Source organism: Staphylococcus sp. HMSC057A08, from assembly GCF_001812925.1.
In the GTDB taxonomy this organism is placed as follows: Bacteria; Bacillota; Bacilli; order Staphylococcales; family Staphylococcaceae; genus Staphylococcus; species Staphylococcus hominis.
This window is the reverse complement of sequence record NZ_KV810872.1, coordinates 100,177-120,539: the sequence shown is the minus strand read 5'-3', so window position 1 is coordinate 120,539 and position 20,363 is coordinate 100,177. Positions and strand designations below refer to the sequence as shown.

Genomic DNA, 20,363 nt, shown 5'->3' with positions numbered 1-20,363 from the left:
TTATTTTCCTCCTTCACTAGTATTCTTAGTAGGAAGAACTTCACCACGATAAATCCATACTTTAACACCTAATTTACCATAAGTAGTGTCTGCTTCAGCATGTGCATAATCAATGTCAGCACGTAAAGTATGAAGTGGAACAGTTCCTTCTGAATATTGTTCAGCACGAGCGATGTCAGCTCCGCCTAAACGACCTGATACTTGAGTTTTGATACCTTTTGCACCAAGTTTCATAGCTCTAGTTATAGCTTGTTTTTGTACACGACGGAATGAAGCACGATTTTCTAATTGACGTGCGATATTTTCTGCTACTAAACGAGCATCTATATCAACTTTTTTAATTTCCACAACGTTGATGTGTACTTTTTTATCAGTTAAGTTATTTAATTTATTACGAAGTTTTTCAATTTCTGAACCGCCTTTACCAATTACCATACCAGGTTTACCAGTGTGGATTGCGATGTTAATACGGTTAGCAGCACGTTCAATGTCAACGTGAGAAACTGACGCTTCTTTTAATTCGTTATCAATGAATTTACGGATTCTTAAATCTTCGTGTAATAAAGAAGCGAAATCTTTTTCAGCGTACCATTTAGCTTCCCAATCACGGATAACTCCAACACGAAGTCCGATAGGATTAATTTTTTGACCCACAGTATTCCCTCCTTAAATAGTTATTAAGCTTCTTTAGCTTCTTCTTTACCGTCACTTACGACGATTGTAATGTGGCTTGTACGTTTGTTGATTGCACTTGCACGACCTTGTGCACGTGGACGGAAACGTTTTAAAGTTGGTCCTTCATTTGCATATGCTTCTTTAACAACTAATTCATCTGTATTCATGTCATAGTTATGTTCAGCATTTGCTAAAGCGGACATTAATACTTTTTCAATTACTGGTGATGAAGCTTTATTAGTTAATTTTAAAATAGCAATAGCTTCTCCAGCATTTTTACCTCTAATTAAGTCAAGAACTAATCTTACTTTACGAGGTGCGATTCTGATTGTTCTAGCAACCGCTTTTGCTTCCATTAGGATATCCTCCTCTACTTATATATATTATTATCTACTAGTTTTCTTATCGTCAGCTGCATGTCCTTTAAATGTACGAGTTGGAGCAAATTCACCTAATTTGTGACCAACCATATCTTCAGTTACATAAACAGGTACATGTTTACGACCATCATATACTGCAAAAGTATGACCGATGAAATTTGGGAAAATTGTAGAACGACGTGACCATGTTTTAATTACTTGTTTCTTTTCACTTCCGTCTTGAGCTTCTACTTTTTTCATTAAATGATCATCAACGAAAGGTCCTTTTTTAATACTACGAGCCATTTGGGCGCCTCCCTTCTTATTGTGTGCGTGCAGCTGTTAAGCCGCACACTCAAATAAGTTGTTATTATTTTCTCTTACGTCCACGAACGATAAGTTTATCAGATGATTTTTTACCGCGACGTGTTTTCTTACCAAGCGTTGGTTTACCCCATGGTGACATTGGAGATGGTCTACCGATAGGAGCACGACCTTCACCACCACCGTGTGGGTGATCGTTAGGGTTCATTACAGAACCACGAACTGTTGGACGGATACCTTTCCATCTTGAACGACCAGCTTTACCAGCGTTAACAAGTTCATGTTGTAAGTTACCAACTTGACCGATTGTAGCACGGCAAGTAGATAAAATCATACGTACCTCACCAGAACGTAATCTGATTAATACATATTTACCTTCTTTACCAAGTACTTGTGAACTTGCACCTGCTGAACGAGCAATTTGTCCGCCTTTACCAGGTTTTAATTCGATATTATGAATTACAGTACCAACTGGAATATTTTGTAATGGTAAAGCATTACCAACTTTGATATCTGCTTCAGCACCACTTTCAACTGTTTGGCCTACTTGTAATCCTTTTGGTGCGATAATGTAACGTTTTTCACCATCAGCATATACTAATAAAGCAATGTTAGCTGAACGGTTTGGATCATATTGAATTGAATCAACTTTAGCAGTGATTCCGTCTTTATTACGTTTGAAGTCAATTACACGATATTGACGTTTATGTCCTCCACCATGGTGACGAACTGTTAATTTACCTTGATTGTTACGACCCGCTTTTTTCGGTAGCGGTTGTAATAATGACTTTTCAGGTGTAGTCTTCGTGATTTCAGCGAAGTCTAACGTAGTCATATTACGACGACCATTTGTAATTGGCTTATATTTTTTAAGAGCCATTGTCGCTTACCTCCTTAATGGTAATATTATTTTATTTTAGTTGAATAAGTCGATTGAACCTTCTTTAAGTTTTACAATCGCTTTTCTTCTTTTATTTGTATAGCCTTGATAACGGCCCATACGTTTTTTCTTTGGTTTGTAGTTGATAATATTTACACTTTCAACTTTAACGTCGAAGATTTCTTCAACTGCAATTTTAACTTGAGTTTTGTTAGCACGAGTATCTACGTCAAAAGTATATTTATCTTCAGCCATTGCTTCAGAAGATTTTTCAGTGATTACGGGGCGCTTAAGAACATCTCTAGCTTCCATTATCCGAGCACCTCCTCAACTTTTTTCGCAGCTGATTCAGTAATGATTACACTGTCAGCGCTAGTGATATCTAATACGTTTAATCCTTGAGCTGTACTTACTTGTACGCCAGGAATATTACGTGCAGATAATTCAACGTTTACATCTTCGTTTTCTGTTACTACTAACACTTTTTTAGGTTGTTCAAGTGTAGTTAAAACATTTTTGAATTCTTTTGTTTTTGGTGCATCAAAGCCAAAAGTATCAACGATTATAAAGTTGTTTTCTTGAACTTTGAAAGATAATGCAGAACGTAATGCTAAACGACGCATTTTCTTAGGCATTTTGTATGAATAGCTTCTTGGAGTTGGTCCGAAAACGATACCACCACCACGCCATTGTGGAGCACGAATTGTACCTTGACGTGCACGTCCTGTACCTTTTTGTCTCCATGGTTTACGTCCACCACCACGAACAGCTGAACGATTTTTCACTGCATGTGTACCTTGGCGTAAAGAAGCACGTTGTAAATTGATTGCTTCGAAAAGAACACTGTTGTTTGGTTCGATTGCGAAAACTGAATCGCTTAATTCAACTGAACCAGATTTTGATCCGTCTACTTTTAATACATCATAATTAGCCATTATGCTTTTTCCTCCTTTCGCTACTTATTATTTATTACCTTTTTTAATTGAAGATTTAATTTCTACAAAACCTTTTTTAGGTCCAGGTACATTACCTTTTACTAAAATAACATTGTTATCAGTATCAACTTGAACAACTTCTAAGTTTTGAACTGTAACTGTGTTACCGCCCATACGTCCAGGCATTTTTTGACCTTTAAATACTCTTGAAGCATCTGAAGCCATACCTACTGAACCTGGAGCTCTATGGAAATGAGAACCGTGAGCCATTGGTCCACGACCTTGACCATGACGTTTAATTGCACCTTGGAAACCTTTACCTTTTGAAGTTCCTGTAACATCAATAATGTCTCCAGCTTCAAAAGTATCTACTGTGACTTCTTGACCTACTTCGTATTCATCAACATTAACGTTTCTGAATTCACGAATGAAGCGCTTAGGTGCTGCGCCAGCTTTTTTAGCGTGACCTTCAGCTGGTTTATTTGCATATTTATTTGATTTAGCATCTTTTTTATATGCTTGTTTGTCTGCAAAACCTACTTGGATAGCATTGTAGCCATCAACTTCTTCAGTTTTCTTTTGTAATACTACGTTTTGATTTGCTTCTACTACTGTAACAGGGATTAATTCACCATTTTCTCCGAATACTTGTGTCATCCCAATTTTTCTTCCTAAGATTCCTTTGGTCATCGAAAGTCCACCTCCTAAATTGATCTATTATAATTTAATTTCGATGTCTACACCAGATGGTAAGTTTAAGCCCATTAAAGCATCAACTGTTTTTGGTGTTGGGTTAACAATGTCGATTAAACGTTTATGTGTACGTTGTTCGAATTGTTCACGAGAATCTTTATACTTGTGCACCGCACGAATAATTGTGTAAACAGATTTTTCTGTTGGTAACGGAATTGGTCCAGATACATCTGCACCAGAACGTTTAGCAGTTTCAACAATCTTTTCTGCTGATTGATCAATTACACGGTGATCATAAGCTTTTAATCTGATTCTGATTTTTTGTTTTGCCATAATTTTCCCTCCTTGTTCGTCTACATTGAAGTGATAGACTTCTCCACGAAAACTATCTCACACAACGCCATGGCAAAGCGGCCGGGTGTGTCAGTAACCTTTCGCTTCATCGCTTTCTTCAAGTCCAACATTAAATATGTTACAAGAAAAACACTAATAAATCAAGGTTTTTCTTTAACTTTTTTATTTACGTCTAACACATACTTAATTATTTTACTGAAAATTTTTATGTAGTTCAACCATTTTGAGTAAATTTTTTCCCTTTTTTCTATAAACCTTTATAATAGATATAGAGAGTAATGAATTTTGAAATTGCAACTATATATTTTTAATGTTAATTATTTTAAAATTCATGAACTTTATCGGAGGTGAATATTATATAAATGAAAAGAAATGTGAAACTTACTTTATCAATCATTAGTATTTTCTTAATAGCTAGCGAATTGTTCTATGGTATTCCTTTTTTAGGAGGCACAGTTATTCTTAGCTTTGGTTGGCAACCTTTGTTATTAAATGCTTTACTTTATCTTATTTTAGGCATCATTCTATTAGTAGATTCTCAAAATACAATTAAGCCTATGGCAATGATCCCATTTATTGGATTAATTGGATCATTTGTTGCTTTTCTACCTATTATTGGTATGTTTACGCATTGGGTACTCTTTTTCTTAATGGTATTCTTTATATTTGTTGTGCTCAACGCACCAACTTACATTCCAAATAAAGATTCTAAAGTTATTTATACTCAATACAAAGATGATAAAAACAATTAATAATTTCAATATTAAAAAGACACATTTAATTTTTGAATTAAATGTGTCTTTTTATGTTTAACCGTGTACAAACACGAAGTATAAAATAAATAATACCATTAATACATACATGATAGGATGAACTTCTTTATGTTTTTTAGTAATTAACATTGTTATTGGATAGAAGATAAACCCACATGCAATACCTGTAGCAATTGAATATGATAAAGGCATCATAATGATTGTAATAAATGCTGGTACTGCTACTTCAAATTTTTTCCAATTAATTTCAGCAAAGTTTGCCGCCATTAAAATACCAACTACAACTAACGCTGGTGTTGTTACTGCACTTGTAACGACTTCAATTAGCGGACTAAAGAATAATGCTAATAAGAAACAAAAACCAGTTATGATACTTGCAAAACCTGTACGTGCTCCTACTGCAACACCAGAAGTAGATTCAATATAAGAGGTTGTTGTAGTTGTACCAAAAATAGCCCCAACAATTGTAGCAAGTGAGTCTGCAAATAATGCTCTTCCAGCTCTTGGTAACTTATTGTCTTTCATTATACCTGCTTGGGTTGCTACTGCTACTAAAGTACCTGCAGTATCAAAGAAATCAATAAAGAAGAACGTTAAAATAACAATAAGAAATTGGATGGTAAATAATTGGCCTGGATCTTTAAATGCTTCAAAAGCTGCTCCAAATGTAGGTGTAATACTTGGAATTTTACCTACAATACCTGATGGTGTATGAATTTGACCTGTAATCATCCCTACAATTGCAGTTATAATCATACCAATAAAGATTGAACCTGGAACCTTTCTAGCATATAAAATGATTGTTATAGCAATCCCAAATATAGCTAAAAGTACTGATGGTTTAGTTAGATGACCTAATGTTACAAGCGTTGAATCATTTTTTACAATAATACCTGCACTTTGTAAACCTACAAAAGTAATAAATAGCCCTATACCTGCCGAAACTGCCATTTTCATTTCATAGGGTATTGCATTAATAATTATTTCCCTCAATCCAGTTGCTGTTAATATCGCAAAGAATATACCAGAAAACAGCACACCTGTTAAACCGATTTGCCAAGGAATTCCCATTGTTAAAACAACTGTAAATGCAAAGAACGCATTTAATCCCATCCCTGGGGCAAGCGCAATCGGATATCTTGCAATTAGTCCCATGAATAAAGATCCTACAAAGGCTGCTAATGCTGTCGCTACAAAAATGGCACCTTGATCCATTTTCATATCCCCAGATATACCTTTAACACCTGCTAAACTTAAGACTTGAGGATTCACGGCTAATATATAAGCCATTGATAAGAAAGTTGTGATACCACCGATGATTTCTCTTTTGTAGTTAGTACCATACTCGTCGAATTGGAAGTATTTTTTCACAGCTTTAAACTCCTTTTTTTAAAATACTTTAATAGTTTAATATTACTTACTTAAAAAAACAATACTAAAAACGAACTTTTATCGATTTATTTCATTATAAGTTCGATTTTATTTAAAGTTTCAAGTTCTTTAATGCATCTTTAAAAGGATTATTATCCAATTCATCGTGATTATTCATATATTTTTTCATATCTTTTTTAGAAACTTTACCATTATTTTTATTTTTCAATCGTTGATCCATTTGTGCTTGTGTTTCAGTATGACCGCATACACATCGGTAGACCGCTTCTTTTCCTCTTCCAAACAATGTCATTTTCTTTTTACAGTTAGGACAACGTGCATTCGTTTTACGTTGAATATTCTTTTTAGTATGACAGGTAGGATCTTGACACACTAGCATTTGTCCGTTTTTAGTTTTTACTTTTATCATAAATTTACCGCAATTTGGACATTCAGTAGAAGTTAAATTATCATGTTTATATTTTTGATCACTATGTTTGATTTCCCCAACAATTTTTTTAGTAAAATCTTTCATCTCATTAATAAATTGTTTAGCATTATATTTACCTTTCTCAATAGAAAGTAATTTTTCTTCCCATTCCGCAGTCATTAAAGGAGAAGTTAGTGCTTTAGGAGAAAGCTCTAATATTTGTTTTCCTTTAGATGTCACTTTTAATTTCCCATCTTTTGATTCTATTGCATTAAGCTTGAATAGTTTTTCAATAATATCTGCACGCGTCGCTACTGTTCCAATTCCTCCCGTCTTATGAAGGGTATTAGCATACTTTTTGTCATTCAATTGAATATAATTTTGTGGATTTTCCATCGCCTTAAGTAAGCTACCTTCATTGAAATATTCAGGTGGTGTGGTTTCATGTTCGCTTACTTTGACTTGTTGTACACGATAGGTTTCATTCTTGCTAAAAGTGATAGTCTTATTAGAAGTAGAATCATTGTTACTAAGTGTTTTAAATCCTAATTTACGTGTGACGTTTTCGGCATGTTTAAATTGATATTCTCCCACTTTTAAAATAACCTGTGTCGCTTCATACTGATAAGGATCCATTAATGTTTCTAAAAATCGTTGTACAACCATTAAATATATTTTTGTTTCTCTGTTAGTTAATGTATCAAAGTTGGGTCTAATTTCAGTTGGAATAATCGCATGATGGTCTGACACTTTTTGATTATTAAAAATATGCATCTTAGTTGTAAATGACTTAGTCATTAACTGACGAGCATGTGATTTATAATCAGTCGCTAATAAGGCTTGGAGACGTTCTTGTATGGTATCTGTCATATCGTTAGATAAGTAGTTAGAATCTGTTCTTGGATATGTTAATAATTTATGACGTTCATAAAGACTCTGTAAAATATTCAAAGTTTCTTTGGGTCCTATTTTAAATCGTTGGTAAGATGCTTGTTGTAAATCAGTTAAATTATATAAAGGTTTTGCGTAAGATTTTTTTTGCTTAATTGAAACATCTTCAATCTGACCTGATTGTCCTTCTATTTTTTCAGATAATTTTTGTATTTCTTCTTTATTAGTAAATCTTTTATTAGTTTGAATATCAAATGTAGCGTCATTTACATTTAAAGAAAGTGTGTAATACTTTTGAGGTTTAAAATGATTAATTTCTTGTTGTCGATGATAAACCAGTTGAATCGTTGGTGTTTGTACCCTTCCTAATGAAAGTTGAGCATCATATTTAGTTGTCAGTGCTCTAGTAGCATTAATACCCACTATCCAGTCCGCTTCACTTCGTGCAAGAGCTGCTTGATACAAGTGATTATATTCATGTCCATCTTTTAAATGTTTAAAGCCTTGTTGTATTGCTTTTTTAGTCACCGAACTAATCCATAAACGTTTAATTGGCTTTTTATTTTTTACTTTATCTAAGATGAGACGTGCTACCAGTTCTCCTTCACGCCCAGCATCTGTAGCAATAATAATGTTTTTCACATCTTTATTTAATATTAAAGATTTTACAATTTTAAATTGTTTACTTGTCTTCCCTATGACCACAGTATGCATTTGCTTAGGTAGTATAGGTAAATCTTCTAATTTCCATTCTTTATATGTTTTGTCATAATGTTCTGGTTGAGCATTTGTTACTAAATGACCTAAAGCCCATGTCACTATATAGCGCTGATTTGCAATATATCCATGATGTTTTTCTTTAATATTTAGTGCTTCTGCAATATCTCTCGCTACCGAGGGTTTTTCCGCTAGAATTAATGATTTCATTCAAATTTCCTTTCACATTCTTACTTTTTATTTTCATACGTTTAATATTGTAACATGTATAGCAATAGTGTTACTTTCCATCTCATCTTATTAATTTAAAGTAAAACCCCTATATTAAATTCAGCTTACTAAAATACTTAGGCTATACATTTTTATAATATTAGTCTTTTATATTTTATAAAAAAATGAGCAATTGCGTTTTATATCAATCACAAATAATATAAAATATTCACCAAGTGTTATGGAAAGGAAAGCACTTATTTTTGAAAAGGAGAGTGAGTAATAAATGCAGATTATTAACATATTAATCGCCTTATTACCTGCATTATTTTGGGGAAGTCTCGTATTAATCAATGTATTTGTAGGAGGAGGTCCATACAATCAAATTAGAGGTACAACGTTAGGTACATTGGTTATTGGTCTAATCTTACTTCTTACAGGTCATGCACAATTTGATAACCCTACTGTCATCATTGTAGGGTTAATTTCTGGTGCAATGTGGGCATTCGGTCAAGGAACTCAATTACAATCTGTTAACCTTGTCGGCGTATCTAAAACAATGCCTATTTCTACTGGTTTACAATTAGTAGGTACAACTTTATTTAGTGCTATCTTTTTAGGTGAATGGAGTACTGGATTACAAGTTACGTTAGGACTTATTGCAATGGTTTTATTAGTAACAGGGATTGCACTTACATCACTAAAAGGAAAAAATGAGCGTTCTACAAAAGATCCTAATTTTAGTAAAGCAATGGTTATTCTAGTGGTAGGTACATTAGGTTATGTAGGTTATGTAGTAATCGGCAATATATTTGGCGTAAATGGTACTGATGCCTTATTCTTCCAATCAGTTGGTATGGCTATTGGTGGATTTTTACTTTCAATGAGACATGAAACAAATATTAAATCTACCGCACTTAATATTATTCCAGGGATTGTTTGGGGAATAGGTAACTTATTTATGTTCTATTCTCAACCTAAAGTTGGTGTAGCAACAAGTTTCTCATTATCACAATTATTAGTTATAGTTTCTACTCTTGGTGGTATATTCTTATTAGGTGAGAAAAAAGATCGACGCCAAATGATTGGGATTTGGTCAGGTATTGCGTTGATTATCATCGCAGCAATTATATTAGGAAACTTAAAATAGGTATATTGAGGAGGTCATACAATGTTTTCTGAATTAGAAAATAAAGTTGTGGTTATTACTGGCTCTGGCAGTGGCATAGGAAAAGCAATGGCGGAAGTTTTTGGTAAAGAAAAAGCGAAAGTAGTCTTAAATTATAGATCAGAAAATCATATGGAAGAACTTGATGCCCTTCAAGAAACAATCAAAAAATCTGGCGGTGACTCAATTACGGTGCAAGCCGATGTTTCAGTCGAAGAAGATGTGAAACGATTAGTAGAAACGGCTGTTAAAGAATTTGGAACAGTTGATATCATGATTAATAATGCTGGTTTTGAAAAAGCCACTCCAAGTCATGAAATGTCTATGGCTGAATGGCAAAAAGTCCTTGATATTAACTTAACAGGTGCATTTATTGGTTCACGTGAAGCGGTAAAACAATTTTTAAAAGAAGATAAGAAAGGTATTATTATTAATACTTCAAGCGTGCATGATACAATTCCTTGGCCAAATTACGTTAACTATGCTGCAAGTAAAGGCGGTCTTAAGTTAATGATGGAAACAATGTCAATGGAATATGCCCAACATGGCATTCGTATTAATAATATCTCTCCAGGTGCCGTTGTGACTGAGCATACAAAAGAAAAATTCTCTGATCCAAAAACACGTGTCGAAACATTAGAAATGATTCCGGCTAGAGAAATCGGTGATGCAAAAGATGTAGCAAACGGTGCATTGTTTTTAGCTTCTAATTTAGCTAGCTATGTTCATGGAACAACATTATATGTTGATGGTGGTATGATGAACTATCCTGCATTTATGGGTGGAAAAGGGTAATCATACTATAAAGTAAAAGAGCAAGCGATGATTAAAAATCGCTTGCTTTTTTCATGTGTATATGTAGTTTTTATACAAAGATAGCTTGATAAATATATATAATAATAATACTTATCACAATAGAAATATTAGTAACCATTCCCACTAACGGTAATGTTTTATATTTAAATTGAATTGAATATGGAATAATTGCCACACCCACAGGAAGTAACCATGTAATTAATAACGTTGTTTTAATCATATCATCTGATGTTGGTAAGAAAAAGTGGACTAATAAACCAGCAATACATCCAAGTCCGTAATGGACAATTAAATATTTCACTGCAATTGGTAAAAATTGTTTTTCAATTCTGAAGCTCAACATAATTCCAAGTAAAATCATTGATAATGGCATGTTCGCTTTAGAAATTATTGTAAAAAAGTCAATTGAAGCTTTTGGTAAATGAATATTAGCCATATTAAGTATAAACATTACAATATAAGTAACGAGTGGTACTGAAGAAATTAACTTTTTCCCTAAAAATTTGAAATTAAATTGATCGCTTCCTTCACTGTAATAACTACCTACAAAGTAAGTGACTCCAAACATAATAATTGCCCCACCGATATCAGCCATACCAAAATAAATCATACCATTTTTAGGCCAAATTGTTTCTACAAGTGGATAAGCAAATAAACCAATGTTTAATGACGCTGCCATCATACCTACTGAACCCTTGACATGATTATCATATTTTCTAAATAATACAACCATAATTACTTTGGCTAATATGCCATAGATGAGCATCATAATTGGTAAAATAGAAAATGATAAATCAAGATTCGCACTATTTAAATTGACAATAACTAAAGAAGGTAATGTGACATTCAATACAAGCGTAGACAATACTTGACTATCTGCAGATTTAATAAAGTTAATACGTTTAAGTAAGTAACCTAATGCAATTAACAAAATAATGATTATAAATTGCTCAGTCACAATTCATCCCTTCTTCCCTAATATTCCATTACAACTAATTACTCTAACACAATTAACAGTATTTTTAGAAGTTACTTGTTTCATGCTATAATCATTACTAATCATATTAATAAATAAGGAGTTCGACTAGACATGGAATTAGAATCACAATTAGCTGAGCTTAAATACGATTATATTCGTTTACAAAATGATTTAGAGAAAAAAGAATCACTAAATCAACAGATTGATCCTTTAGTAAAACAATTAGAAGAAATTGAAAAAGAAATTTCAGACATACGTTCAAAATTACGTCAGAAATAATTTTTCAATATATCTAGGCATTAAAGTTCATGAATGCTATGATATTAGTCGTAATAGAAAGGATGTCATCAAGTGAAAATATACTTAATTTTATTACCCATACTGTATCTTATTGTAAGTTATATCAGTATTTTTAAAATGAAATCAATGTTCGTACATATTTTACGTATTATTATGGGAATATTATTATTATTTGTAGTAGCTATCACTACGATCCAATTTCCTAGTGAAAATTGGTGGGTATTTGTTGTATTGCTTCTTCTTGTAGGAAATGTAGAAGTTACAGCTTTTAAAGCACTTAAAAACGATCATAAAGGTGTTTCGATTTTAAATATTATATCTATCATTATTTTTGTAATATATATTATTTTAACTTTTACTATGTATTAATAAAAAAGCAATTGAACGTATGTGCATACGTCTCAATTGCTTTTTTTGACTTATCCTAAATTTATCTTTATTTACGTGTAAGTTTGTTTTTTAAAGTAAAGAGTATTTCATAGATAACAGGCACTACGATTAAGGTTAGTAGTGTTGATGATACTAATCCACCTATGACTGTAGCAGCCATTCCTTTAGAAATTAGAATTGAACTATTTTGCCCAAATAACAATGGTAATAATGCACCGATTGTTGCAACTGCAGTCATCAAAATAGGTCTAATTCGAGTTCCACCCGCTTCAATTAAAGCTTCTTTCATTAACATACCTTGATGTTCATTTGAAATCACTCTATCAATTAATACAATTGCATTTGTAACAACAATACCAATTAACATCAACATACCAATTAAACTTGGTACTGAAATGGTTTCTCTGGTAATCAATAATGCAAATACTATACCAATAGCTGTAAATGGTAATGAGAATAGAATTGTAAATGGTGCTAAACCACCTTTGAATGTGATAACCAACACAAGATACACAATAACAATAGCAATAAGCATTGCAAAAGCGAGTTGGCTCATTGCTGTATTAATATCATCTGTTGCACCGCCAACATTAAACTTAACGTTATTAGGTTTATCAATTGTATTGATTTCACGCATCACTTTACTAGAGGTTCCACCAACATCAGAAGCGGTAATCTTACCTGAAACTGTTGTAGCATAATCGCCATCTTTTTGAACAAGTTTACTTGGTGTTGTTGTTTTGTTTAGACGTGCGATATCTTTTAATTTAACAGTTTCTCCACTTGGTGCATGTAAGTCAATGTTTTCTAGTTTATTTTGAGACCAATTTGTTTGTTTATTCTGTTTTACTTTTACATCTATATTATTACCATTTTCTTTAACAGTTGTAATTGTTTTTTCTGGTAAGTTCTCATTTAAATTCAATGCTAATTGTGCAGCTGAAATACCTTTATCTGTTGCTTTATTTTGATCTACTTTGATTTCATATTGATCATAGGTCTGTGATAAATCTGAATTGACATCTACTACACCTTTAATGGATTTCATTTTATTTTCAACTTTAGTTACTGTACTTCTAATTGCATCAGTAGAAGGTCCTTTAACAGTTACGTCCACTGAATTGTTTCCAGCTCCTGTACCTAAGTCTTGATTTTTCCATTCACCTGGGTCTTTCATTTTAGAAAGATGTGTAACCACTTTATCTGGTTCTTCCTCAAAGTGAGGTGTATTCGAATCATATTCCACCATAATAGCCATGCTATTCGTGCTTCCTGTTGGATCTGCTGGAGAAGGTCCACCTACAGAAAATTGAACTGTTTTAACTTTATCTTTACTTTGAAGATATTTTTGAGCTTTTTCAGCATGTTTAAGTACTGCTTCTTCAGTTTCTCCTGGTTTAGGTGTATAAGTTAACGCTAAGAACTTATCTTCTCCAGTAGAAATATAACTTGTTCCTAACTTAGTTGCACCAATTCCTATACTCGCAATTAATATAACAATACTAATAATAAGAACAAGCCATTTATGATTAAGTGACCAACCCAGTACTCGTTTATATTCCTTACTAATTCTCCCTAATTTATTTTCTTCATTAACATTGCCATTTATTTTTATTCCATTTTTAAAGAACGTTGAGGCAAGAGCTGGTACAACAGTAATAGAAACAAGAAGCGAAGCCAGTAAACTAAATGTGATAGCTAACGCAAATGGTCGAAACATTTCACCTACTGAGCCTGAAACAAAAGCTAGCGGTAAGAAAACTATAATTGTAACAATCGTAGAAGATAAAATAGGTTTAAATACCTCTCTCGTTGCACTAATAACTAAATTGTTCCCTTTTAATTGTTCACCTGGATCTGATAATCGGCGATAGATATTTTCTACTACAACAATAGAATCATCTATGACCCGACCAATCGCAATAGTCAATGCACCTAAAGTTAAAATATTAAGTGATACATTACTTAATTTCAGTGCAATAAGTGCAATCAAAATAGATAACGGAATTGAAACGATAGATATCGCTGTTGTTTTAATATTTCTTAAGAATAATAAAATAACAATAATTGCGACGATGGTACCTAAGGCCGCTTTTTCAATCATAATATATAATGAATCTTCAATTGGTTTAGCTGTGTCCATTGTTTTTGTGGCTTTGATATCACTGTTATTCTTAACAAACTCGTCTATTTTCTTTTGCGTTGCTCTAGCCACTTGAACTGTATTTGCATCTTGTGCTTTCATTACTTGTACGTTAACTGCATCTTTACCATTTGTTTTTGAAATAGAATCTCGTTCATCGCCCACAGTGATTTTAGCTAAATCTCTAAGTGGCACGCTTGGCATTTGACCACTTGTTCCTTTTAAAGAGCTATTCGCTTGCGATTGACTTGAACTAGATGATTGACTACCCTCTTGGCCAGTACTGCTAATACTATTATCGTTAGAATCGCTTGATTGTCCTTGACCTGCTATAGAAAGAGGGATCTTTAAATCTTTTAATGCACTGACTGATTTAAATTGACCATCCACAACGAGAGATTTTTCATTATTTCCAAATTGAAATAAACCGAGTGGTGTTTCTCTAGTCGCTGTCTTAATGTAATTTTCAACATCATCCGCAGATAACCCTACTTTATCTAATTCTTTTTGTTTAAATTTCAAAGTAACTTGACGTGTAGTTTGTCCATTCAGTTGTGCACTTTGAACACCGTCAACAGTTTGAAGTTTAGGTATTAATTGTTCATTAATTTCCTTTGTAGTCGTTCTTAAGTCATTACTTTCATTTGTAAATGAGTAAGCTACGATAGGAAAGGCGTCGATGGAATTACGTATTAATTCTGGTTCACTTACTCCATCCTTAAAATCGATTTTATCTATTTCTTTTTTCAGTACTTCTTCAGCTTTATCCATGTCAGTTCCGTTGTTATATTCAACTTTCACAATTGAAGCATTAGATATCGATTGTGTTTCTACACTTTTTACATAAGCGAGTGATCTGACTTGTTTATCAATTTTCGAGCTAATTTCACCTTGTGTCGTTTGAGGTGTAGCTCCTGACATCGTCGTTTGGACAGAAATAATTGGATTTTCAACATCAGGTAATAATTCTAATTTAAGTTTAGCACTTGAATATATGCCACCTATAATGACTAAAAGAACCATTAAAAAAATAGCAAACTTATTACCTAATGAAAATTGAAGCATCTTTTTAATCATTTTGTTACTTCTCCTATAATAAGTGATTAATATTGGTAAAAAAATCTGAACGTTTCTTCATAGAATCGTTCAGATTAAATACTGTATCTACAATACTGTAAATTAATTATTTACGTTTTAATTTGCGAGAGAGTTTAATTTTGGCTTTTGTAAGTCTTGGTTTAACTTGTTCGATTAATTGATATAACGGTTGATTTAAGACATAATCAAACTCACCAATTTTTTCACTTAAATAAGTGCCCCATACACGTTTAAAAGCCCATAATCCATAGTGTTCAGAATCTTTTGATGGATTATTATCTGTGCCACCAAAGTCATACGTTGTTGCACCATGGTCTCTTGCGTATTTCATCATTTCATATTGCATATGATGGTTCGGTAAGAAATCACGATAATCATTTGAAGAAGCTCCATATAAGTAATATGATTTTTTACCTGCAAACATAAGTAATGCGCCTGATAAATATACGCCTTCTGGATGTTCTTGATTTAATCTTTCTAAATCTTCTTTTAATTCAGTTGTCTTAGAAATCTTATTTTTTATATCATTTAATTTGTTAGCTGTCTTTTTGTCATTTGGACGTGCTTCTGACTTCGCTTCTAATTTAGCTTTTTCTGCTTCTTGAGCTTCTAAATCTTTATTCGTTTCATCAAGCACTTGTTGTGGCTCTAATTTCACTAAGAATAATTCTGCATCTCCATCTTCATGTAATGAGTCATAAATATTCTCAAAATAGCTAATATCACGTGTTAAGAAGCCATCACGTTCACCCGTAATTTGCATTAATTTCGCAAATGTTTTAAGCCCTTCACGATTTGAGTGTTCAACTTTAGTACCTCGTTTAAGCGCTAATCTAACTTTAGAACGATTACGACGTTCAAAGTTTTGAATAATTTCATCATCGGTTTTATCAATAGGTGTAATCATTGTCATACGAGGTTGAATATAGTCTTTTGATAATCCTTCTTTAAACCCTTTATGTTTAAATCCAAGCATTCTTAAATTTTTAAGTGCTTCTGTGCCATGTTCTACTTCAACATCTGGATCAATCTTAATCGCGTACGCTTTTTCTTCTTTAGCAATTTTTTTTGTTTCATTTAAAAGTGCTCTCAGTACGTCTCTATCATTATAATCGGCTACGAATCCACGTGATACGTAGCATAATGTAAATGGTAACTTCGGTATCTTTTTAAATAATAACTGTCCTACACCTTTAATTTCACCATTTTCACCTACTGCCACACGTTTTGAATACCATCCAGTTAAGCGCTTTGTCTCTGCCCACTTTGTCAGTTGCAATAAATCACCATTCGGATGAGTTTTTACAAATTCGTCATGTTCCTGATTTGTGATATTCATCTTTTCCATGCTATATAAAACTCCTTTATCTTTGCATTACTTATCATTATACATTGTAGATTTGAGAGTGTCGACAAACTCATAATAGAAGTTGTATTTTCTTCAAAAAGCTATTCTTTTTGTTATACTTAATGAATGAAAAACACTACTATTTTTTATTAAAGAGGTTTTTAAAATTGAGAAATATTATTTTACTTATATTTATTGTATGTAATGCTATTGCAATAATTTATACAATGGCTCATCCATTAACTATAAATTTTTTTAGTCTGAGAGTGATGTTTGTCGCTTTATCACTTGTACTTACCATTTTATTTATACTATTAAAAACAAATCGTTTTTCTTTAATACTAAGCTTAATTTCTTTAGTACTAGTTTTTATTCATATTGCTTTTATTGCACATAGTACTTATACCTATCTATTTAATTAGTTCCTTCATTAGGTTCGAAACGATATTTGGCTCCTTTAATAATGATTGAATAAGGAGTCATAGTCTCATTATCTTTAAAAACAATGGTATTGTATCCAGATTGAGCCGCATCTTGAATCCGATAAACAATAGTGTCCCCCTCTAATTTTAAATCAGTGTAGTTCTCATTTTCTTCTATAACATCCATATTAAACCAGCTTTGCCACTTAGTTAAGGTTTTAGAGCGTTTAGAACTATCTATAATAATTTTATCAATTTTAAATTGTTTCTGAAAAAATGAATCCAAATTTTGCATATAATCGACTTTATTTTTATTCCACTCAATAAAAAAAGGAGGCCTTACCATATAGTCGGGATCAGCGATGTAGAGTAACTTCCATCTTATCTTTTCACCCTTTTTATTTTCTCTGTCCATATTTATAGGACCAATCGTATCAATATGACGTTCGTTTAAAGATTGTTTTACTCTCTCTATATCTTCCGTTCTAAATGCCATTGTTTTAAATCTTTGCTTAAAATTATCTTGAACAATTTTCGTTGCAAAAGCGACTCTACCCTTTTCAGTTTTAGCTTCTTTCTTTAACTTTTCGACATTTTCAACATCTAAAAGTTCGATGTAATTTCCATTTATATAAGTTAAACGATTGAAAGTGCCATATTGATGATGCTTGCCTCCAGAATGAATTTTTAATAACTCACCTGGATATTTAAATCCTTTTAATTGATCGACGTAATGAATCATATGATCAAATTTCAATTTCATGTATCAATATCCCCTTTACTAATTTAAACTTAATTGTATTTTAACAAATTTCACTATACTTTACTCTATAACTTATATTTAGTGTTGAAAAACGAATGAAATCAGCGTATAATAATTTTCGGTATTAATTAGTTAGCCTTGCTAACTATTTTCGAGGGAGACAATTTAAAATGCTCACAAATGAATTTTTTAATAGTTTTATTGGTATTTATCGTCCTTATATTAAACGTACTCAACCTATATTAGATCAATTTGGTCTACATACAGGTCAGTGGTTAGTGCTTAAAGATATTGCTACATATGATCAAACAACTTTAGTTCAAATATCTAAACGTCGTTTTATTGAAAAACCGACTGCGCGTAAAATTATTAAAGTCCTATTTGAAAAAGATTTACTTTTGGTTACTCCAGGTACTGACAAACGTGAAAAGCTATTAAGTTTATCTGAAAAAGGACAGCAATTATTTGAGGACATGAATGCTTGTATTACACCTATTCAAGAAGATTTAATCCATCAATCTAATATATCTAATGATGACTTGGATCACGTCATAGCAATCATGAAAAAATTACATACCACATTATCGAAGGGGGATACTCATGAATCAGACTAGTACTATTAAACAACCTATTTTTACTAGAAGTTTTACAATCAATTTTATCATTAACTTCTTTGTTTATTTATGTATGTACTTATTATTAGTTATCATCGCTGATTATTCTAAAACATCCTATCATGTGTCAGACAGTATATCTGGACTTGTTGTAGGACTATTTATTATTGGATCATTAATAGGACGTTTTGGAACAGGAAAGTATGTCAATCGTTTTGGTCCTAAAAAAATTTTAATTGTTGGTTTAATTTTTCTAATCATTACTCAGTTACTTTATTTTATCTCTGGGTCGATAACCATCTTGATGTTTGTACGACTCCTAAATGGAATTGCTACAGCTATCGCAACGACAGCTACAGGTACAATTGCTGCACATGTTACCCCTGTAGAACGTAAAAGTGAGGGTATTAGCTTATTTTCACTGAGCCTTGTTCTTGGATCAGCTATTGGGCCTTTCTTTGGAATTTTATTATTGAAATCATTCTCAATTAATTTACTATTTCTTATCTGTCTCATACTAGGAATCGCAAGTTTAATTGTTTCACTCTTTATTAAAATTGATTTTAATCCTACTAAAAATGCAGTTGATAGAAAAGTAGCTCAAGCTTCTGGTTTCAATATTCATAATTTTATTGCTAAAGAAGCTGTACCAGTAGCAATTGTTATGATGATCATCGGGTTAAATTATGCGTCAATCCTAACATTCTTAAAACCTTTTGCTGAGCAACGTCATTTGTTAGAAGCATCTAGTTATTTCTTTATTTTCTATGCGGTCGCTTCATTAATCACTCGACCTATTGCTGGTAGAATGATTGATGCAAAAAATGAAAACGTTGTGGTTTATCCAGCTTTTCTTGCCTTAATTATCACATTTGTTTTATTAGTATTTAGCTATAATGGTTGGGTATTATTACTTGCTGGCGTGTTCTTAGGTATTGGTTATGGAAACCTCTCTTCTTCAATGCAAGCCATTGCAATTAAAGTCTCCCCTTCAAGTAAATATGGAATTGCAACTTCAACTTACTTTATAGGATTAGATATTGGTATTGGCTTTGGTCCATCGTTGCTTGGATTATTTACAGATTCAATCACGTATACTCAAGTTTATCTCATTATGGCTATTGTAGCTGCTTTATGTACAGTACTTTATTTAATTGTTCATGGTAGAAAAGTACATGGTAATACGTATTAATCTTTCATTTAATATATAAAAAGGAGCACCCCTATTATTCGTTATAGAATATGAGAGGTGCTCTTTTTATTTAATTAATTTGCAATACTAATAGCTTCAATTTCATTTTTCATTTTATCTAATACTTTTTGTTGAGACGCATTAAAGAAATAAAATACTTGTCGTTCATCTGTTTCAGAACGTAATTTAGAAATTAATTCTTTCTTGTAAATTTTGCGAATGATTACGTCAATTTTGCTTGTATCCCATAACATTTCAAAATGTAATGTATCGCGTAACTCTTTTCCGCTAATTTTTTTACCTTCATACACTTTAAATAAAACGACAAATTCCTCAATAGAAATTTTATACGTCATTTTTAACCAATGTTTTAGTTGACTGAGTTCTTTTTCCGCTTCAATAAAGCGATTCACTTTATTATTCATAGTACATGCCTCCAAAGTTGATTCTAAGTTGTATAAATACATAATATAATAAAATTGCTTAATTTAATTATATAACATATGTACAATTTAATC

Annotated in this window: 22 protein-coding genes; 7 read left to right on the top strand and 15 right to left on the bottom strand. The window is 32.2% G+C overall.

The window, feature by feature from the left end; all coding sequences use genetic code 11:
- The 8 genes from rpsC to rpsJ form a co-directional block, all read right to left on the bottom strand.
- A complete protein-coding gene (gene rpsC, locus HMPREF2881_RS11025) occupies positions 1-654 on the bottom strand; it encodes a 30S ribosomal protein S3 (RefSeq protein WP_002448525.1) in 654 nt (217 codons plus the stop codon).
- A 23-nt stretch (positions 655-677) separates the two neighbouring features.
- Complete coding sequence (gene rplV, locus HMPREF2881_RS11020; protein WP_001829734.1) at positions 678-1,031, bottom strand: 50S ribosomal protein L22; 354 nt, start codon at positions 1,029-1,031, stop codon at positions 678-680.
- 30 nt (positions 1,032-1,061) lie between these two features.
- A complete protein-coding gene (gene rpsS, locus HMPREF2881_RS11015) occupies positions 1,062-1,340 on the bottom strand; it encodes a 30S ribosomal protein S19 (RefSeq protein ID WP_002448348.1) in 279 nt (92 codons plus the stop codon).
- A gap of 64 nt (positions 1,341-1,404) precedes the next feature.
- On the bottom strand, positions 1,405-2,238 hold the full coding sequence (rplB, locus tag HMPREF2881_RS11010) for a 50S ribosomal protein L2 (protein WP_002448473.1): 834 nt from the start codon (positions 2,236-2,238) through the stop codon (positions 1,405-1,407).
- A 36-nt stretch (positions 2,239-2,274) separates the two neighbouring features.
- Positions 2,275-2,550, bottom strand: coding sequence for a 50S ribosomal protein L23 (rplW, locus tag HMPREF2881_RS11005; protein ID WP_002448403.1), 276 nt, complete (start codon positions 2,548-2,550; stop codon positions 2,275-2,277).
- A complete protein-coding gene (gene rplD / locus HMPREF2881_RS11000) occupies positions 2,550-3,173 on the bottom strand; it encodes a 50S ribosomal protein L4 (protein ID WP_002488640.1) in 624 nt (207 codons plus the stop codon). Before rplD ends, rplW begins: the two co-directional genes overlap by 1 nt.
- Positions 3,174-3,200: 27 nt before the next feature.
- Positions 3,201-3,863 (bottom strand): 50S ribosomal protein L3, encoded by a 663-nt coding sequence (rplC, locus tag HMPREF2881_RS10995; protein WP_002448523.1) that lies wholly within the window; start codon positions 3,861-3,863, stop codon positions 3,201-3,203.
- A 27-nt stretch (positions 3,864-3,890) separates the two neighbouring features.
- Positions 3,891-4,199: a 30S ribosomal protein S10 gene (rpsJ, locus tag HMPREF2881_RS10990; RefSeq protein ID WP_001118667.1), complete on the bottom strand. Its 309-nt coding sequence runs from the start codon at positions 4,197-4,199 to the stop codon at positions 3,891-3,893.
- 383 nt (positions 4,200-4,582) lie between these two features.
- Here rpsJ and HMPREF2881_RS10985 point away from each other — a divergent pair, with 383 nt between their 5' ends.
- Positions 4,583-4,972: a hypothetical protein gene (locus HMPREF2881_RS10985; protein WP_002448355.1), complete on the top strand. Its 390-nt coding sequence runs from the start codon at positions 4,583-4,585 to the stop codon at positions 4,970-4,972.
- Between the two features lie 57 nt (positions 4,973-5,029).
- Here HMPREF2881_RS10985 and HMPREF2881_RS10980 read toward each other — a convergent pair whose 3' ends face one another.
- On the bottom strand, positions 5,030-6,364 hold the full coding sequence (locus HMPREF2881_RS10980; RefSeq protein WP_002448576.1) for an NCS2 family permease: 1,335 nt from the start codon (positions 6,362-6,364) through the stop codon (positions 5,030-5,032).
- 112 nt (positions 6,365-6,476) lie between these two features.
- Positions 6,477-8,612, bottom strand: coding sequence for a DNA topoisomerase III (locus tag HMPREF2881_RS10975; protein WP_002455007.1), 2,136 nt, complete (start codon positions 8,610-8,612; stop codon positions 6,477-6,479).
- 286 nt (positions 8,613-8,898) lie between these two features.
- On the opposite strand from HMPREF2881_RS10975, the gene HMPREF2881_RS10970 reads away from it, so the two are divergent.
- Entirely contained in the window at positions 8,899-9,762 is an 864-nt protein-coding gene (locus tag HMPREF2881_RS10970; RefSeq protein WP_002448386.1) for a GRP family sugar transporter, read from the top strand.
- Positions 9,763-9,783: 21 nt separating this feature from the next.
- Positions 9,784-10,575, top strand: a complete 792-nt coding sequence (locus HMPREF2881_RS10965) for a glucose 1-dehydrogenase (RefSeq protein WP_002488621.1) — start codon at positions 9,784-9,786, stop codon at positions 10,573-10,575.
- A 70-nt stretch (positions 10,576-10,645) separates the two neighbouring features.
- Here the strand turns inward: HMPREF2881_RS10965 and HMPREF2881_RS10960 are convergent, their stop codons facing one another.
- Positions 10,646-11,554, bottom strand: coding sequence for an AEC family transporter (locus tag HMPREF2881_RS10960; RefSeq protein ID WP_002488634.1), 909 nt, complete (start codon positions 11,552-11,554; stop codon positions 10,646-10,648).
- Between the two features lie 132 nt (positions 11,555-11,686).
- Here HMPREF2881_RS10960 and HMPREF2881_RS11930 point away from each other — a divergent pair, with 132 nt between their 5' ends.
- A complete protein-coding gene (locus HMPREF2881_RS11930) occupies positions 11,687-11,854 on the top strand; it encodes an SE1832 family protein (RefSeq protein WP_002448622.1) in 168 nt (55 codons plus the stop codon).
- A gap of 72 nt (positions 11,855-11,926) precedes the next feature.
- Positions 11,927-12,244, top strand: a complete 318-nt coding sequence (gene mspA, locus HMPREF2881_RS10955; protein ID WP_002448383.1) for a membrane stabilizing protein MspA — start codon at positions 11,927-11,929, stop codon at positions 12,242-12,244.
- Positions 12,245-12,311: 67 nt separating this feature from the next.
- Here the strand turns inward: mspA and HMPREF2881_RS10950 are convergent, their stop codons facing one another.
- The 3 genes from HMPREF2881_RS10950 to HMPREF2881_RS10935 form a co-directional block, all read right to left on the bottom strand.
- Positions 12,312-15,485, bottom strand: coding sequence for an efflux RND transporter permease subunit (locus tag HMPREF2881_RS10950; RefSeq protein ID WP_002488637.1), 3,174 nt, complete (start codon positions 15,483-15,485; stop codon positions 12,312-12,314).
- A 106-nt stretch (positions 15,486-15,591) separates the two neighbouring features.
- Positions 15,592-16,854 (bottom strand): lipid II:glycine glycyltransferase FemX, encoded by a 1,263-nt coding sequence (locus tag HMPREF2881_RS10945; protein ID WP_002448476.1) that lies wholly within the window; start codon positions 16,852-16,854, stop codon positions 15,592-15,594.
- A gap of 414 nt (positions 16,855-17,268) precedes the next feature.
- On the bottom strand, positions 17,269-18,039 hold the full coding sequence (locus HMPREF2881_RS10935; protein WP_002488623.1) for a VOC family protein: 771 nt from the start codon (positions 18,037-18,039) through the stop codon (positions 17,269-17,271).
- Positions 18,040-18,209: 170 nt separating this feature from the next.
- Here HMPREF2881_RS10935 and HMPREF2881_RS10930 point away from each other — a divergent pair, with 170 nt between their 5' ends.
- Together HMPREF2881_RS10930 and HMPREF2881_RS10925 are read left to right on the top strand one after the other, a co-directional pair.
- Positions 18,210-18,653 (top strand): MarR family winged helix-turn-helix transcriptional regulator, encoded by a 444-nt coding sequence (locus HMPREF2881_RS10930; RefSeq protein WP_002455002.1) that lies wholly within the window; start codon positions 18,210-18,212, stop codon positions 18,651-18,653.
- Positions 18,640-19,845, top strand: coding sequence for an MFS transporter (locus HMPREF2881_RS10925; protein ID WP_002448515.1), 1,206 nt, complete (start codon positions 18,640-18,642; stop codon positions 19,843-19,845). The genes HMPREF2881_RS10930 and HMPREF2881_RS10925 overlap by 14 nt, the downstream gene beginning before the upstream one ends.
- A gap of 74 nt (positions 19,846-19,919) precedes the next feature.
- Here HMPREF2881_RS10925 and HMPREF2881_RS10920 read toward each other — a convergent pair whose 3' ends face one another.
- A complete protein-coding gene (locus HMPREF2881_RS10920) occupies positions 19,920-20,270 on the bottom strand; it encodes a SarA family transcriptional regulator (RefSeq protein ID WP_002448468.1) in 351 nt (116 codons plus the stop codon).
- Positions 20,271-20,363: the final 93 nt, after the last annotated feature.

Excerpts from the sequence above, each read along its gene's own strand:
- rplV (WP_001829734.1), bottom strand. The coding sequence starts at position 1,031 with ATGGAAGCAAAAGCGGTTGCTAGAACAATCAGAATCGCACCTCGTAAA.
- rpsS (WP_002448348.1), bottom strand. The coding sequence starts at position 1,340 with ATGGCTCGTAGTATTAAAAAAGGACCTTTCGTTGATGATCATTTAATG.
- rplB (WP_002448473.1), bottom strand. The coding sequence starts at position 2,238 with ATGGCTCTTAAAAAATATAAGCCAATTACAAATGGTCGTCGTAATATG.
- rplW (WP_002448403.1), bottom strand. The coding sequence starts at position 2,550 with ATGGAAGCTAGAGATGTTCTTAAGCGCCCCGTAATCACTGAAAAATCT.
- rplD (WP_002488640.1), bottom strand. The coding sequence starts at position 3,173 with ATGGCTAATTATGATGTATTAAAAGTAGACGGATCAAAATCTGGTTCA.
- rplC (WP_002448523.1), bottom strand. The coding sequence starts at position 3,863 with ATGACCAAAGGAATCTTAGGAAGAAAAATTGGGATGACACAAGTATTC.
- rpsJ (WP_001118667.1), bottom strand. The coding sequence starts at position 4,199 with ATGGCAAAACAAAAAATCAGAATCAGATTAAAAGCTTATGATCACCGT.
- HMPREF2881_RS10985 (WP_002448355.1), top strand. The coding sequence starts at position 4,583 with ATGAAAAGAAATGTGAAACTTACTTTATCAATCATTAGTATTTTCTTA.
- HMPREF2881_RS10975 (WP_002455007.1), bottom strand. The coding sequence starts at position 8,612 with ATGAAATCATTAATTCTAGCGGAAAAACCCTCGGTAGCGAGAGATATT.
- HMPREF2881_RS10970 (WP_002448386.1), top strand. The coding sequence starts at position 8,899 with ATGCAGATTATTAACATATTAATCGCCTTATTACCTGCATTATTTTGG.
- HMPREF2881_RS10965 (WP_002488621.1), top strand. The coding sequence starts at position 9,784 with ATGTTTTCTGAATTAGAAAATAAAGTTGTGGTTATTACTGGCTCTGGC.
- HMPREF2881_RS11930 (WP_002448622.1), top strand. The coding sequence starts at position 11,687 with ATGGAATTAGAATCACAATTAGCTGAGCTTAAATACGATTATATTCGT.
- HMPREF2881_RS10950 (WP_002488637.1), bottom strand. The coding sequence starts at position 15,485 with ATGATTAAAAAGATGCTTCAATTTTCATTAGGTAATAAGTTTGCTATT.
- HMPREF2881_RS10945 (WP_002448476.1), bottom strand. The coding sequence starts at position 16,854 with ATGGAAAAGATGAATATCACAAATCAGGAACATGACGAATTTGTAAAA.
- HMPREF2881_RS10935 (WP_002488623.1), bottom strand. The coding sequence starts at position 18,039 with ATGAAATTGAAATTTGATCATATGATTCATTACGTCGATCAATTAAAA.
- HMPREF2881_RS10930 (WP_002455002.1), top strand. The coding sequence starts at position 18,210 with ATGCTCACAAATGAATTTTTTAATAGTTTTATTGGTATTTATCGTCCT.
- HMPREF2881_RS10925 (WP_002448515.1), top strand. The coding sequence starts at position 18,640 with ATGAATCAGACTAGTACTATTAAACAACCTATTTTTACTAGAAGTTTT.
- HMPREF2881_RS10920 (WP_002448468.1), bottom strand. The coding sequence starts at position 20,270 with ATGAATAATAAAGTGAATCGCTTTATTGAAGCGGAAAAAGAACTCAGT.